General features: G+C 71.7%; 16 protein-coding genes. 4 read left to right on the plus strand and 12 right to left on the minus strand.

What is annotated here, in order from left to right; genetic code table 11:
- Positions 1–5: 5 nt before the first annotated feature.
- From ABZ671_RS08345 to pgsA, 7 genes are all read right to left on the minus strand, one after another.
- On the minus strand, positions 6–755 hold the full coding sequence (locus tag ABZ671_RS08345) for a YebC/PmpR family DNA-binding transcriptional regulator (protein WP_357853306.1): 750 nt from the start codon (positions 753–755) through the stop codon (positions 6–8).
- 226 nt (positions 756–981) lie between these two features.
- Complete coding sequence (gene pdxT, locus ABZ671_RS08350) at positions 982–1587, minus strand: pyridoxal 5'-phosphate synthase glutaminase subunit PdxT (protein WP_357853309.1); 606 nt, start codon at positions 1585–1587, stop codon at positions 982–984.
- A gap of 74 nt (positions 1588–1661) precedes the next feature.
- Complete coding sequence (gene pdxS, locus ABZ671_RS08355) at positions 1662–2573, minus strand: pyridoxal 5'-phosphate synthase lyase subunit PdxS (protein WP_357853312.1); 912 nt, start codon at positions 2571–2573, stop codon at positions 1662–1664.
- Between the two features lie 149 nt (positions 2574–2722).
- A complete protein-coding gene (locus ABZ671_RS08360) occupies positions 2723–3226 on the minus strand; it encodes a hypothetical protein (RefSeq protein ID WP_357853315.1) in 504 nt (167 codons plus the stop codon).
- Between the two features lie 8 nt (positions 3227–3234).
- Positions 3235–4395, minus strand: coding sequence for a glycosyltransferase family 4 protein (locus ABZ671_RS08365; RefSeq protein WP_357853318.1), 1161 nt, complete (start codon positions 4393–4395; stop codon positions 3235–3237).
- Positions 4396–4408: 13 nt separating this feature from the next.
- Entirely contained in the window at positions 4409–5344 is a 936-nt protein-coding gene (locus tag ABZ671_RS08370; protein ID WP_357853321.1) for a phosphatidylinositol mannoside acyltransferase, read from the minus strand.
- Positions 5341–5961: a phosphatidylinositol phosphate synthase gene (gene pgsA / locus ABZ671_RS08375; protein WP_357853324.1), complete on the minus strand. Its 621-nt coding sequence runs from the start codon at positions 5959–5961 to the stop codon at positions 5341–5343. Before pgsA ends, ABZ671_RS08370 begins: the two co-directional genes overlap by 4 nt.
- Positions 5962–6209: 248 nt before the next feature.
- On the opposite strand from pgsA, the gene ABZ671_RS08380 reads away from it, so the two are divergent.
- Positions 6210–8372: an elongation factor G-like protein EF-G2 gene (locus tag ABZ671_RS08380; RefSeq protein WP_357853327.1), complete on the plus strand. Its 2163-nt coding sequence runs from the start codon at positions 6210–6212 to the stop codon at positions 8370–8372.
- Positions 8373–8522: 150 nt separating this feature from the next.
- Here ABZ671_RS08380 and ABZ671_RS08385 read toward each other — a convergent pair whose 3' ends face one another.
- A complete protein-coding gene (locus ABZ671_RS08385) occupies positions 8523–9155 on the minus strand; it encodes a hypothetical protein (RefSeq protein WP_357853329.1) in 633 nt (210 codons plus the stop codon).
- A gap of 83 nt (positions 9156–9238) precedes the next feature.
- Here ABZ671_RS08385 and ABZ671_RS08390 point away from each other — a divergent pair, with 83 nt between their 5' ends.
- Positions 9239–9775, plus strand: a complete 537-nt coding sequence (locus tag ABZ671_RS08390) for a hypothetical protein (protein WP_357853332.1) — start codon at positions 9239–9241, stop codon at positions 9773–9775.
- 36 nt (positions 9776–9811) lie between these two features.
- On the opposite strand, the gene ABZ671_RS08395 is transcribed toward ABZ671_RS08390, so the two are convergent.
- Both ABZ671_RS08395 and thrS read right to left on the minus strand, forming a co-directional pair.
- A complete protein-coding gene (locus ABZ671_RS08395) occupies positions 9812–10369 on the minus strand; it encodes an HIT domain-containing protein (RefSeq protein WP_357853335.1) in 558 nt (185 codons plus the stop codon).
- 81 nt (positions 10370–10450) lie between these two features.
- Positions 10451–12463, minus strand: coding sequence for a threonine--tRNA ligase (gene thrS, locus ABZ671_RS08400; RefSeq protein ID WP_357853338.1), 2013 nt, complete (start codon positions 12461–12463; stop codon positions 10451–10453).
- A gap of 129 nt (positions 12464–12592) precedes the next feature.
- Here thrS and ABZ671_RS08405 point away from each other — a divergent pair, with 129 nt between their 5' ends.
- Together ABZ671_RS08405 and ABZ671_RS08410 are read left to right on the plus strand one after the other, a co-directional pair.
- Entirely contained in the window at positions 12593–12862 is a 270-nt protein-coding gene (locus ABZ671_RS08405) for a type II toxin-antitoxin system prevent-host-death family antitoxin (RefSeq protein WP_357853341.1), read from the plus strand.
- The gene (locus tag ABZ671_RS08410) at positions 12852–13271 is read left to right on the plus strand and encodes a type II toxin-antitoxin system VapC family toxin (RefSeq protein ID WP_357853344.1); all 420 of its coding nucleotides are present in this window, start codon (positions 12852–12854) and stop codon (positions 13269–13271) included. The genes ABZ671_RS08405 and ABZ671_RS08410 overlap by 11 nt, the downstream gene beginning before the upstream one ends.
- Positions 13272–13527: 256 nt before the next feature.
- Here the strand turns inward: ABZ671_RS08410 and ABZ671_RS08415 are convergent, their stop codons facing one another.
- Positions 13528–13776: a winged helix-turn-helix domain-containing protein gene (locus ABZ671_RS08415; protein ID WP_357853348.1), complete on the minus strand. Its 249-nt coding sequence runs from the start codon at positions 13774–13776 to the stop codon at positions 13528–13530.
- 32 nt (positions 13777–13808) lie between these two features.
- Complete coding sequence (locus ABZ671_RS08420; RefSeq protein WP_357853811.1) at positions 13809–14042, minus strand: winged helix-turn-helix domain-containing protein; 234 nt, start codon at positions 14040–14042, stop codon at positions 13809–13811.
- Between the last annotated feature and the right edge of the window lie 42 nt (positions 14043–14084).

Raw genomic sequence — 14084 nt, forward strand, 5'->3', positions numbered from 1 at the left:
CCGCCTCAGCCGACGGCCGCCATGATCTCGTCGGAAATGTCGAAGTTGGCGTAGACATTCTGCACGTCGTCGCAGTCCTCAAGCACGTCGATCAGCTTGAAGACTTTGCGCGCGCCCTCCTCGTCGAGCGGCACGGTGACGCTGGGGATGAGGGAGGACTCGGCCGACTCGTACTCGATGCCGGCGCCCTGCAGGGCGGTGCGCACCGGAAGCAGGTCGCCCGGCTCGGAGACCACCTCGTACGCCTCGCCGAGGTCGTTGACCTCCTCAGCACCCGCGTCGAGGACGGCCATCATCACGTCGTCCTCGGTGGTGCCGGCCTTGGGCACGATCACCACGCCCTTGCGGGAGAACAGGTACGACACCGAGCCGGCGTCGGCGAACGAGCCGCCGTTGCGGGTCAGCGCAGTGCGCACCTCGGTGGCGGCGCGGTTGCGGTTGTCGGTCAGGCATTCGATGAGCAGCGCGACGCCGTTCGGACCGTAGCCCTCGTACATGATCGTCTGGTAGTCGGCGCCGCCGGCCTCCAGGCCGGAGCCGCGCTTGACCGCGCGATCGATGTTGTCGTTCGGGACCGAGTTCTTCTTCGCCTTCTGGATGGCGTCGTAGAGGGTCGGGTTGCCGGCCGGGTCGCCGCCGCCGGTCCGGGCCGCCACCTCGACGTTCTTGATCAGCTTGGCGAACATCTTGCCACGCTTGGCGTCGATGACGGCCTTCTTGTGCTTGGTGGTCGCCCACTTTGAGTGGCCAGACATCTCGTTACCTCCGTAAGTGATCCACGCCTGCGTCGACTGCCCGCGCCGATCCCACGGTCTCAACCGGTACGGATGGAGCTGGCCGGTCGGCTCGGCGTGGACGGCTGCGGCGAGCGATGGCCCTGCCGAACCGCGGCAATCCTACCGAGAGCGCGTCCCCGCATGTCACACCCGCCACCCGTGCCGCAGGGTACGACGCGCCGGCGGGGTGACCTGGCTGCCGCGCTCAGGCGGCGGCCCGGACCAGTTCCACGAAGTAGCGGTGCAGCCGCAGGTCGCCGGTGAGCTCCGGGTGGAACGAGGTGGCCAGCAGGTTGCCCTGCCGGACGGCGACGATCCGGTCGCCGATCGGCCCGTCGGTGACCTGGCCGAGCACCTGGACGCCGGCGCCGACCCGCTCGACCCAGGGGGCCCGGATGAACACGGCGTGGAACGGTCCGCCCTCAACCTCGGCGATCTCGACCGGGGCCTCGAACGAGTCGACCTGCCGGCCGAACGCGTTGCGCCGGACGGTCATCTCGATGCCCTGGAAGCCCCGCTGATCGGGGCGGCCGTCGAGGACCTCGGCAGCCAGCATGATCATGCCGGCGCAGGAGCCATAGACCGGCAGGCCAGCGGCGATCCGCTTGTCGATCGGCTCGCGCATCTCGAAGATGTCGGCGAGCTTGCTGATGGTGGTGGACTCCCCGCCGGGGATGACCAGCCCATCGACCGCGTCCAGCTCGCCCGGACGGCGCACCGGGCGGGCGTCCGCGCCCGCGCCGGCCAGGGCGGCGACATGCTCGCGCACATCCCCCTGCAGGGCGAGCACCCCGATGACGGGTGCGGTCACGTGCACTCCTCTCGCTTGTGAAGAAGGGGCCCCTGCTCTACCTGAGGCGTTAACAGGGGGCCCCTCCTTTCACGTCACCAGCCGCGGTCGGCCAGGCGGTGCGGGACCGGGATCTCGTCGACGTTGAGGCCGACCATGGCCTCGCCCAGGCCGCGGGAAACCTTGGCCAGCACGTCCGGGTCGTCGTGGAAGGTGGTGGCCTTCACGATCGCGGCGGCCCGCTGGGCCGGGTTGCCGGACTTGAAGATGCCCGAGCCGACGAAGACGCCTTCGGCGCCGAGCTGCATCATCATGGCGGCGTCGGCCGGGGTGGCGATGCCGCCCGCGGTGAACAGCACCACCGGCAGCTTGCCGGTCTCGGCGATCTCCTTGACCAGCTCGTACGGCGCCTGCAGCTCCTTGGCCGCGACGAACAGCTCGTCGGTCGGCAGCGACTGGAGCCGGCGGATCTCCTTGCGGATCTTGCGCATGTGGGTGGTGGCGTTCGAGACGTCACCGGTGCCGGCCTCGCCCTTCGAGCGGATCATGGCGGCGCCCTCGGTGATCCGGCGCAGCGCCTCGCCCAGGTTGGTCGCGCCGCAGACGAAGGGGACGGTGAAGGCCCACTTGTCGATGTGGTTCTCGTAGTCGGCCGGGGTCAGCACCTCGGACTCGTCGACGTAGTCGACGCCGAGCGCCTGCAGGACCTGCGCCTCGACGAAGTGCCCGATCCGGGCCTTGGCCATCACCGGGATGGAGACGGCGTTGATGATGCCGTCGATCATGTCCGGGTCGCTCATCCGGGACACGCCGCCCTGCGCGCGGATGTCGGCGGGCACCCGCTCCAGCGCCATGACGGCGACCGCGCCGGCATCCTCGGCGATCTTGGCCTGCTCAGGGGTGACCACGTCCATGATCACGCCGCCCTTGAGCATCTCGGCCATGCCCCGCTTGACGCGGGCGGTGCCGACGACGGAAGTGGCGTCGTTGCTGTTGGATTCCGACACGGGTCATCGCTCCTCTGACGTGCTCGGGGGTGGCTGCGAAAATGCTACGGCCAGGTCAACGCCGGTCCGACAGCCAATCAGACCCACGGTGGCCTGCTCTGTGGCTGGCGTCACGCCTGGTCACCGACGGGTGGCCCGCCCTCGCGGGGTCAGCCGGCGGGCACGTCCGCCGGGACGGTCAGGGTGGGGTCGTCGATGTCGAAATAGCGAGGCGACTGGTGCCCGCGTCCCATCCGGAACAGCCGTACCACGGGCCGGCGTCGGACCGCGCGGGCGTCCCGGACCAGGTCGGTGTGCACCTGCCGGGACAACGCGAGCCGCCGGCTGGCCGCGATCACCGCCTCACAGGCCGGATCGTCCGGGTCCAGCTCGACGGTGCGCAGCTGGTGGGTGAGGTCGTTCTCGGCGGCCTCCCGCTCCTGCGGGACGGCGTCCAGGGCGATCCGCGCCGCCGCGTACAGCTCCACGCCGTACCGCTGTTCGGCCAGCACGGCGGCGGCCGCCGCGCGGCGCAGCAGGTGGGCGTCGAGCGCCCGGGCCGCCGACTCCGCCCGGTGCTGCAGCCGTTCGACCCGGTTGGCCGTCCAGATCAGGTACGCCGTGACGAGCCCGACGACCACGACCGCGCCCACGACCCACCGCATGCCCGGCATCGTAGTGGTCAGCCCAGCTCCACCCATTCCTGGTCCATGACCCGGCCGTCCGTGGCCTCGATCGCCGCCGCGTACACCTCCAGCACGCGGCGGGCCACCATCGGCCAGTCGAAACCGGCCACGACCTGGTCACCGCAGGCGGTCAGCGCCGCCCGCCGGTCCGCGTCGTCCAGCAGTTCGGCCAGGGCGGTACGCAGGGCCGCCGCGTCGCCGGTCGGAAACAGTCGCCCGGCCCGGCCGCCGTCCAGCACCCGGCGGAACGCGTCCAGGTCGCTGGCCACCACCGTGGTGCCGGCGGCGAGCGCCTCGGTGAGGATCATCCCGAAAGACTCCCCACCGGTGTTCGGCGCCACATACAAGTGCAGACTGCGCAGCATGCGAGGTTTGTCCGCCTCGGGGATCAGGCCGAGGAAGGTGACCCGGTCCCGGAGCCCGGCCGGAAACTGCCCGTACAGGTCGTCCCGGTCGCCCGGCCCGGCCACCAGCAGGCGCAGGCCCGGGCGGTGCGGGGCGAGCGCGACGAAGGCGTCCCGCAGGATCGCGAAGCCCTTGCGCGGCTCGGTGAACCGGCCCAGGAACCCCACCGTCCCGCCGGTGCCCGGCCCGCACTCCCCCGGCCAGCCGGGCAGCGGCTCGACGCCGGCGAACTTCGCCACCGCCACCCCGTTGGGGATCTCCACCGCGCCCCCGTCCATGTGCTCGACCTGCACCTTGCGGGCCAGGGCGCTGACCGCGATCCGGGCGGTGATCCGCTCCAGCACGATCCGGAGCATCCCCTGCGCCGCGGAGAGCACCCGGGAGCGGGTCATCGCGGTGTGGAAGGTGGCCACCACCGGCCCGCGGGCGCAGAGCACGGCCAGCATCGACAGGCTCGGCGTGAGCGGCTCGTGCACGTGCAGCACGTCGAAGTCGCCCCGGGTGATCCAGCGCCGCACCCGGGCGGTGGAAACCGGACCGAACGCGATCCGGGCCACCGAACCGTTGTACGGCAACGGCACCGCCCGCCCGGCGGCCACCACGTACGGCGGCAGCGGCGAGTCCTCGTCGGCCGGGGCGAGCACGCTGACCTGGTGACCCAACCCGATCAACGCCTCGGCCAGGTCGACGACGTGGTTCTGCACCCCGCCCGGGACGTCGAAGGAGTACGGGCACACGATGCCGATCCGCATTGCGCCCGCCCCTTCAGATCGTTCCGGTGGTGGCCGGGGGCTGCGCCGGGGCGCCCGAACCGTCGGCCCGTTGGTCCAGCCACATCCGCTGCAACATGTGCCAATCCTCGGGATGGCGGGCGATGCCTGCGGCCAGGCCATCGGCGATCCGCTGGGTGAGCACGCGGACCCGGGCGTCCAGCGGGCCGCTGTCCGGGTCGGGCAGCTCCAGCGGGCCGGCCAGGGCACCGCGGGGAATGTCCGGCTCGTACCACATCGTGGTGACGTAGAGGGGCGCGCCGGTCCGGATCGCCAGCAGCGCCGGGCCGGCCGGCATCCGGGTCCGTCCGCCGAAGAAGTCCACCTCCACGCCGCGCGCGGACAGGTCCCGGTCGGCCAGCAGCGGCACCACCGCCCCGGCCCGGAGCCGGTCGACCAGCACGTCGAACGCGGGCCGTTCGCCACCGTGGGTGGGCAGAATCTCCATGCCCAGGCCCTGCCGGAAGGCGAGGAAACGCTCGTAAACGCCCTCCGGCTTGAGTCGCTCGGCAACCGTGGTGATCGGCCAGCCGGTGGCCGCCACCCAGGCGCCGGCGGCGTCCCAGTTGCCGGCGTGCGGCAGCGCGACCACCGCGCCCCGGCCGGACGCGACGTCGGCGGCGAGCAGCTCCGCGCCGTCGAGGCGGAACCCGGCGAGGATCTCCCGTCGGCTGCGCGACGGCAGCCGGAACGCCTCCATCCAGTACCGGGCGTACGAGCGCAGGCCGGCCCGGACCAGCTCGTCCAGCTCCGCCTCGGGCAGCTCCGGGCCGACCACCCGGCGCAGGTTGGCCCGGAGTCGGGCCGTACCCGGGCCGCCCTTGCGGTGGGCGCGGTCGGCGCCCGCCCGGAAGGCGGCGGCGACCACCGGCCGGGGCAGCGCGCGGGCCAGCCGCCAGCCGGCGACGTAGCCCAGCTCGGTGAGGTTCACTCGTGGCCGACCGACTGCGCCTGCCGGTACACGTGCGCCATGCGCTGCCCGACCGTGAAGATCGAGACGGCGGCGAGCAGCCAGAGCGCGATCTGCAGCGCCGGTTTGACGCCAAGGCCGGTGAGCAGGCCGCCCACCCCGACGATCAGCAGCCGCTCGGTGCGCTCGGCGATGCCCACGTTGGCGGTCATCCCGAGCCCCTCAGCGCGGGCCTTGACGTAGGAGACCAGCCCGCCGGCGGCCAGGCAGAGCAGCGCGGCGGCCACCCCCGCGTACTGGTGCTCGGTGGCCAGCCAGTAGGCGACCGCGCCGAAGACCGCGCTGTCGGCGACCCGGTCCATGCTCGAGTCGAGGAACGCCCCGAACCTGGTGGAGCCGCCGCTCATTCGGGCCATCGTGCCGTCGAGCAGGTCGGTGAGCGCGAAAACCGTGACGATCAGCGCACCGGCGACCAGATGGCCGCGCGCGCCGAAGCCGAGCGCGCCGACGAGCACGCCGAGGGTGCCGGTCACGGTGACCGCGTTGGGGGACACGCCGGCGCGGAGCAGACCGCGCGCGACCGGCTCCACGACACGGGTCATGCCCGCTCGGGCCGTCACTTGGAAGATCTTCGCCATGGCGGTCTCACGATAACGGCCAGCAAGGGCCGACGGCACAGCCGGTCGTCTCGAACCGCCGAGCAGGCTTGTGCGGGGTCGGCAACGGGTGTGAGATCGAGCGTGGGAGGTGAGCCACCTCACCCAACCACCCATCGGAGAGCCCGTCGTTCACAGACCACCGGAGGATATCGCCGCGGCACCCGCCCGGGCCCGCTTCCCCGTCGCGCGCGGCGGTCACCACCACCGGCTGAGGGAGGTGCGCCGCGATGGCGCAAAAAAATCAGGAGAAGGGTGTCACCGGCGGTGTGCCGGTGGTGACCGAGCCCGGCAGGGTTCGCAACGTGGTGCTGGTCGGGCACTCCGGGGCGGGCAAAACCACGCTGGTCGAGGCGTTACTCGCGGCCAGCGGCACGATCGGCCGCGCCGGCGCCGTCACCGAGGGCACCACCGTCTGCGACCACGACCCCGCCGCCGTACGCCAGCAGCGTTCGGTGAGCGTGTGCTGCGCCCCGCTGCTGCACCGGGACGTCAAGGTCAACCTCCTGGACACTCCTGGCTACGGTGACTTCGTCGGCGAGCTGCGGGCCGGCCTGCGGGCCGCCGACGCGGCGCTGTTCGTGGTTTCCGCCGTCGACGGGATGGACGCGGCGACCGCCGCGCTCTGGGAGGAGTGCGCCGCGGTGGACATGCCGCGCGCGGTCGCGGTGACCCGGCTGGACCATCCCCGTGCCGACTTCGACGAGGCGGTGGCCCTCTGCCAGCGCGTCTTCGGCGACAACGTGCTCCCGCTCCACCTGCCGATGCTCGGCGACGACGGCGTGTCGACCGCCGGCCTGATGGGGCTGATCGCCCGGCAGGTCTTCGACTACTCCACCGGGCTGCCGGCCGCCGTGCGCGAGCCGGACCCCGAGCACCTGCCCGCCATCGTCGAGGCGCGCAACGAGCTGATCGAGGGGATCATCGCGGAGAGCGAGGACGAGACCCTGATGGACCGCTACCTCGGCGGCGAGGAGATCGACCCCGAGGTGCTCGTCACCGACCTGGAGAAGGCGGTGGCCCGGGGGCACTTCTACCCGGTGGTGCCGGTCTGCGCGGAGACCGGGGTCGGTCTGGACGTGCTGCTCGACGGCCTGGTGTCGGCGTTCCCGTCGCCGCTGGAGCACGAGCTTCCGGCGGTCGCCGGGGTGGACGGCTCGCCCCGGCCGCCGCTGGTCTGCGACCCGGACGGCCCGCTGGTCGCCGAGGTGGTCAAGACGACCGTCGACCGGCACGTCGGGCGGGTGTCCCTGGTCCGGGTCTTCTCCGGCACGCTCCGCCCCGACCAGGTGATCCACGTGTCCGGGCACGGCATGGCCGAGCGCGGCCACCCCGACCACGACGCCGACGAGCGGGTCGGCCACCTCTACAGCCCGCTCGGCGCGACGCTGCGCGAGGTGGCCGCCGTCGTCGCCGGAGACATCTGCGCGATCACCAAGTCGGGCAGCGCGGAGACCGGCGACACCATCTCCGCCAAGGAAGAGCCGCTGCTCATCGCCCCGTGGGAGATGCCGGAGCCGCTGCTGCCGGTGGCGATCGTGGCCAAGAGCCGGGCCGACGAGGACGCCCTCGCGCGCAACCTTGCCCGGCTGGTGGCCGGCGACCCGACGCTGCGGCTGGAGCGCAACGCCGAGACCCACCAGCTGGTGCTGTGGTGCATGGGCGAGGCGCACGCCGACGTGGTGCTCGATCGGCTGCGCGCGGGCGGGGTGGAGCTGGAGACCGAGCCGGTCCGGGTGGCGCTGCGCGAGACGTTCACCGTCGACGCCAAGGGCCACGGCCGGCACGTCAAGCAGTCCGGCGGCCACGGCCAGTACGCGGTCTGCGACATCGCGGTCGAACCGCTGCCCCGCGGCGCGGGCTTCGAGTTCGTGGACAAGGTGGTCGGCGGCGCGGTGCCGCACAACTACATCCCGTCGGTGGAGAAGGGCGTCCGGGCGCAGATGGAACGCGGTCTGGTCGCCGGCTGCCCGGTGGTGGACCTGCGGGTGACCCTCTTCGACGGCAAGGCGCACAGCGTCGACTCCTCCGACGCGGCGTTCCAGACCGCGGGCGCGCTCGCGCTGCGCGACGCCGCCGAGAAGGGCCAGCCGACGCTGCTGGAGCCGGTCGACGAGGTGACCATCCGGGTGCCCGACCCGTCGGTGGGCGCGGTGATGGGCGATCTGTCCGGCCGGCGCGGGCGGGTGCTCGGCACCGAACCCGATCCGGAGGCCGAGGGGCGCACGCTGGTCCGGGCCGAGGTGCCCGCCACCGAGCTGCTCCGGTACGCGGTCGAGCTGCGCTCGATGACCGCCGGCACCGGCACCTTCCGCCGCAAGTTCGCCCGCCACGACCCCATGCCCGCCCACCTGGCCGACCAGGCCCGCAAAGAACACACCACCCCCTCCTGACCCGCCCGCCTCCCCGTGGGGCGTTGATCATGGAGTTGTGGCTCCCGATTCATCCGGTCTGACCACTTTTCGAAGGTGCCACAACTCCATGATCGCCGCGCGGGAGGAGGGGGAGGGGTCAGCGGGGGTCAGTGGGGGGTCAGTGGGGGGTCAGTGGGGGGTGGCGTGGGCTAGTACGAGGGGGGTCGGCTGGTCGGGCCAGGTGGCCGCTAGGGCGGCGGCGGTGGGGGGCTCGCCGGGGGCGGGGCGTCGGATGACGGCCAGCTCGACGTGGTCGGTCCGGATCAGCGTGGGGTCGCCGTCGACCACCTCCCGGGGAGCGCCGACGGTCGGCGGCTCGACCCTGTCGACGCGGCCGCCGGTGACGGTCATGCTCGGCGGGCGGACGTTCCGCACCCCGTCCGCCTCGAAGTATTCCTCCGCCTGGCCGGCTCCGGCGAGGACGGCGGCGGCCAGGGCGGGCGGGTAGACCGGGTCGGTGCAGGCGTCGTACACCCAGCGCCGGCCCAGCACCGAGTGCTCGGTGGTGCCGACCAGCCACTCTTCGGCGCCGGCCAGCGGCGCGCCCCGGTAGGTGAGCGGCACCTGCAGGACCGGGCCATCCCCGGCCCGGACGAGCAGGGTTTCGATCCCCACCTCCCCGGTCGGGTCGTCGAAGCGGTAGGACGCCAGCCGGGTGACGCCGGCGCCCGCAGTCCCGGCGAACCAGGGGCGGCCGGGCAGCCAGGCGGCGAGCAGGTCGAGCTTGGAGGGGCGCAGTTCCGCGCGATGCAGCAGGGCCATTCGGAAGATCGTACTGTCGAGGGAGACGCTCCAAGGGGTTCGCCGATCTTGGCGGCGAGGCACTACCGCGGCCAGGAGAAACCATGGGTACGGCGGCGAGACGACACGCGCGGGCGACGCAGGTACGACCGCTGCCTCGCTGGGTGGCACCCACCTTCGCGGTGCTGGCACTGCTCACCCTGCCGTGGATCGGCTACCTGGGGCTGACGCTGCCCCGGCACCCGATGACCGTGCACTACCGGGCCGCCTGGGTGGGCTTCGACCTGGGGCTGGTGGCGTTGCTGGCGTTGACCGCGGTGCACGCGTACCGGGGGCACCGGCAGGTGGGGCTGGCGGCCAGCGCCACCGCGGCCACGCTGGTGGTGGACGCCTGGTTCGACGTCGTCACCACCCCCGCTGGGCCGGACCTGACGCTGTCGGTGCTGCTGGCCGCGCTGGTCGAACTGCCGTTGGCCGCCCTCTGCGTCTGGATCGCCCGGCACGGCGACCGAATGGTCGAGCGACGGCTGCGTCAGCTCGCCGTCCGGGCCGAACTCGCCGCCGCGCGGGCCGAGACGGCCCGACGGGGCGCCACCGGCGCGCGCCGCCGGCCGACCCGGGCCCGCAACCGGTGGCGCTGAGCACCCGAGATCGCGGGCCGGACTCTTCGCGGGCGGTCAGGCCGGCCAGGCCTTGGCGAGCAGGTCCCGGGTGTCGGCGAGCAGCTGCGGCAGCACCTTCGTCCGGCCGATGACCGGCATGAAGTTGGCGTCCCCGCCCCAGCGCGGCACCACGTGCTGGTGCAGGTGGGCGGCGATGCCGGCGCCGGCCACGCCGCCCTGGTTCATGCCCAGGTTGAAGCCGTGCGCGTTGGAAACTCGACGGACCACCCGCATGGCGTCTTTGGTGAACGCCGCCAGCTCGGCGGTCTCCGGCGCGTCCAACTCGGTGTAGTCGGCGACGTGCCGGTACGGGCAGACCAGCAGGTGCCCCGGGTTGTACGGGTAGAGGTTGAGCACCGCGAAGACGTGCTCGCCCCGGGCGACGACCAGGCTCTCGTCCGGGGGCAGGCCGGGGGCCCGGCAGAACGGGCAGCCGGCGGGCTTGTCGTAGCCGCCCGCGGGCCGGTCCTCGCCGGAGATATAGGTCATCCGGTGCGGCGTCCAGAGCCGCTCCAGGCCGTCCGCCAGACCGTTGTCGGTGCCGCTGTCGAAGTGCCGATCCGCCCCAGTCACAGGCCGATCCTACGATCACCGCCGCCGGACGCCAGCCGCCGGCGGGGCGGCCCGGTTGCCCGGGCCCGCCCCGCCGGACGGTCAGCTCTGCGCCGAGGGCCCCGAGTTGGTTCGCGAGTTGACCACGTCGAGCACGTGGGCGACCGCCTCGGCCATCGGCACGCCGTTGCGCTGCGACCCGTCCCGGTAGCGGAAGGACACCGTGCCCGCGGCCACGTCGTCATCGCCGGCGATCACCATGAACGGGATCTTCTGCTGCTGGGCGTTGCGGATCTTCTTCTGCATCCGGTCGTCACCGAAGTCGACCTCGGCCCGGATCCCCTCGGCCCGCAGCGTCGCGACGAAGCCCTGAAGGTATTCGGTGTGGTCCTCGCGGATCGGGATGCCCACCACCTGCACCGGGGCGAGCCAGGCCGGGAACGCCCCGGCGTAGTGCTCGGTGAGTACGCCGATGAACCGCTCGATCGACCCGAACTTGGCGCAGTGGATCATCACCGGCTGCTGCCGGCTGCCGTCGGCCGCCTGATACTCCAGCCCGAAACCCTTCGGCTGGTTGAAGTCGTACTGGATGGTCGACATCTGCCAGGTGCGGCCGATGGCGTCCTTGGCCTGCACCGAGATCTTCGGGCCGTAGAACGCCGCACCGCCCGGGTCGGGCACCAGGTCGAGCCCGGTCTCCCGCGCGCACTGCTCCAGCACCGCGGTCGCGGTCGCCCAGTCGGAGTCCGAGCCGACGAACTTGTCGGGCCGGGACTCGTCGCGGGTCGACATCTCCAGATAGAAGTCGTCGATGCCGAAGTCCCGCAGCAGGCTGAGCACGAAGCCCAGCAGGTGCTTGATCTCGGCCGGCGCCTGCTCCTGCGTGCAGTAGGAGTGCGAGTCGTCCTGGGTGAAGCCGCGCACCCGGGTCAGGCCGTGGATCACGCCGGACTTCTCGTACCGGTAGACCGACCCGAACTCGAACAGCCGCATCGGCAGCTCACGGTAGGACCGCCCGCGCGACCTGTAGATCAGGTTGTGCATCGGGCAGTTCATCGCCTTGAGGTAGTAGTCGCTGCCCTCCATTTCCATCGGAGGGAACATCGTGTCCTTGTAGTAGGGCAGGTGGCCCGAGGTGTGGAAGAGGCCTTCCTTCGAGATGTGCGGCGTCCCGACGTACTGGAAGCCCTCCTCGATGTGCCGGGTGCGGACGTAGTCCTCCATCACCCGCTTGAGCACGCCACCCTTGGGGTGGAAGACGGCCAGGCCCGAGCCGATCTCGTCGGGGAAGCTGAACAGGTCCAGGTCCGCGCCGAGCTTGCGGTGGTCGCGCCGGGCGGCCTCCTCCAACAGCTTCAGGTACGCCTTCAGCTCGTCCCGGGTTGGCCACGCGGTGCCGTACACCCGCTGCAGCTGCGGGTTCTTCTCCGACCCCCGCCAGTACGCGGCGGCCGAGCGCATCAGCTTGAACGCGCCGATCAGCCGGGTGTTCGGCAGGTGCGGGCCACGGCACAGGTCGGACCAGCAGACCTTGTCCTCGTTCGCGGCGAGGTTGTCGTAGATGGTCAGCTCGCCGCCGCCCACCTCCATCACCTCGGAGGAGTCCAGCCCCTCCCCCTTGACCTCGATCAGCTCCAGCTTGAACGGCTCGGCGGCGAGCTCGCCCCGCGCCTCGTCCAGGCTGCTGAACCGGCGCCGCCGGAACCGCTGGCCGGACTTGATGATCTCCTGCATCCGCTTTTCGAGCTTCGCCAGGTCGTCCGGCTGGAACGGCTTGTCAACGCCGAAGTCGTAGTAGAAGCCGTTCTCGATCGGCGGGCCGATGCCGAGCTTCGCCTCGGGGAAGACGTCCTGCACGGCCTGGGCCAGCACGTGCGCGGTGGAGTGGCGCAGCACGTTCAGCCCGTCCGGCGAGTCGATGGCGACCGGCTCGACCGTGGTCTCGTCGGCCGGCTTCCAGTCCAGGTCGCGCAGCTGGCCCTGCGGGTCGCGGACCACCACGATCGCCTTCGGCCCGTTGGTGGGCAGCCCGGCCGCGGCCACCGCGTCGGCCGCCGTCGTCCCGGCGGCGACGACGACGGGGTCGGCCACGACGGGGGTACGGGGTGCGGACACGGTGACTCCTGTCGTCGATGGGAAAATCTGTGCCGGTTACCGGCCCCTGCGATGCTATCGGTCCCGCTTTCCGCACCGTCGCCTGCTTGCCCTGTAGCACCTCGTAGCACACACGGTTAGACTGTCGTCGTGGCTGAGCACGCTCCTCGCGAAATCACGCAGCGCGAGCTGCGCAACGACTCCGGCAGCATCATGCGCGGCGTGGAGCGCGGAGAATCGTTCACGATCACCCGCAACGGCACCCCGATCGGTCGGCTGATCCCGATCCGGCGACGCACCTTTGTACCCCGAGCCGAGGTCATGGCGGCCTTCGCGACAGCGCCCATGCTCGACGAGGGCAGGTTCCGTAGGGACCTCGACGCAGCGATCGGACAGGATCTTCTCGACCGTGAGTGGTGAACTCCCCCTTCGCGGCCTGATCGACACCAATATCGTCATCCACCTCGCCGGTCTGAATCCGGCAGAGCTACCCGACGAGATGGTGATCAGCGCGGTCACGCTCGCGGAACTGTCCGCCGGGCCCCACCACACCGACAACCCTCGGGAAAGAGCACGCCGGATGAGCGTGCTCCAACACGTCGAAGCGACGTTCGAGCCGCTGCCCTTCGACGCCGAGGCAGCGCGAGCATTCGGCCTGATCTCCGCCGCCGTGCTCGCCACCGGCCGCGGCACCCGCCGCAGGATCGCCGACCTCATGATCGCTTCGGTGGCCCACACGAACGGCCTGCCGCTCTACACCACCAACCCAGCCGACTTCGAGGGGTTAAACGGCCTCGTCGCGGTACACGCCGTGAAACGCCCCACCTAGGGGGCCTGTGGTGACAGCCGCTCAGTTCGGCTGGTGTCCGGTGAGCGTCGACATGGGCCCCCGGACGCTACGAACCTGATGGCGCAAACGATTCACCAGGCGGCCCGAACACCGGTTTGCCCGGCGGCCGCGAGCGCTGACCCCGTCGCTCCCCGCCCTGACCGCTCGATCAACTCCAGTACCCCGAAATGCCGGCATCCCTACGCCCGGGCCCCGCCACGTCGCCGCTCGGGAACCCGGGGGGTAACACGCGCTCCTAGCGGTCGGGCTTGTCGGACGCGTCCGGCAACTGCTCGGCGACGAACACGCCAACGCCGCGGACGACCTCCACCCAGCCCTGCGAGTAGAGGTCGTGCATCGCCTGTCGCACGACGGAGTACGCCACACCGTGCTCCTCCGCGAGCTGCTTGGTCGACGGCAGCCTCTCCCCCGGCGCAAGCTCCCCCGACTCGATCCGCTCACGGAGGTAGTCGGCTAGCTGCGCCCACTGTGCTTCGGCAGGCATGAGAGGCACCTCCGTGCATGGAGGCGAGCAGATTAGGCCTGCTCGCTCGGCGCTTCCTTGACGAAGACGCCGAGACCGTGCACCCCTTCGACCAATCCTTCGGTCTTGAGCACGATCATGGCGTGGTTGACCACCCCTGCCGACACACCGTGCTGGCCGCAGAGCTGCGCGGTGGACGGCAACTTGTCGCCTGGGGCGAGTTCTCCGGACGCGATCTGCTCACGGATGAGGTCCGCGAGCTGCGCCCACTTGGGCTTGGCGGGCATCTGCTCTCCCCGGTCGGTGCCGATGCGAAGCGGGACAGCTTC

It is taken from the genome of Micromonospora sp. NPDC006766 (assembly GCF_040636055.1).
Lineage (GTDB): Bacteria > Actinomycetota > Actinomycetes > Mycobacteriales > Micromonosporaceae > Micromonospora.

Excerpts from the sequence above, each read along its gene's own strand:
- ABZ671_RS08380 (WP_357853327.1), top strand. The coding sequence starts at position 6,210 with ATGGCGCAAAAAAATCAGGAGAAGGGTGTCACCGGCGGTGTGCCGGTG.
- pgsA (WP_357853324.1), bottom strand. The coding sequence starts at position 5,961 with ATGGCGAAGATCTTCCAAGTGACGGCCCGAGCGGGCATGACCCGTGTC.
- ABZ671_RS08415 (WP_357853348.1), bottom strand. The coding sequence starts at position 13,776 with ATGCCTGCCGAAGCACAGTGGGCGCAGCTAGCCGACTACCTCCGTGAG.
- ABZ671_RS08390 (WP_357853332.1), top strand. The coding sequence starts at position 9,239 with ATGGGTACGGCGGCGAGACGACACGCGCGGGCGACGCAGGTACGACCG.
- ABZ671_RS08385 (WP_357853329.1), bottom strand. The coding sequence starts at position 9,155 with ATGGCCCTGCTGCATCGCGCGGAACTGCGCCCCTCCAAGCTCGACCTG.
- ABZ671_RS08345 (WP_357853306.1), bottom strand. The coding sequence starts at position 755 with ATGTCTGGCCACTCAAAGTGGGCGACCACCAAGCACAAGAAGGCCGTC.
- ABZ671_RS08420 (WP_357853811.1), bottom strand. The coding sequence starts at position 14,042 with ATGCCCGCCAAGCCCAAGTGGGCGCAGCTCGCGGACCTCATCCGTGAG.
- ABZ671_RS08365 (WP_357853318.1), bottom strand. The coding sequence starts at position 4,395 with ATGCGGATCGGCATCGTGTGCCCGTACTCCTTCGACGTCCCGGGCGGG.
- ABZ671_RS08360 (WP_357853315.1), bottom strand. The coding sequence starts at position 3,226 with ATGCCGGGCATGCGGTGGGTCGTGGGCGCGGTCGTGGTCGTCGGGCTC.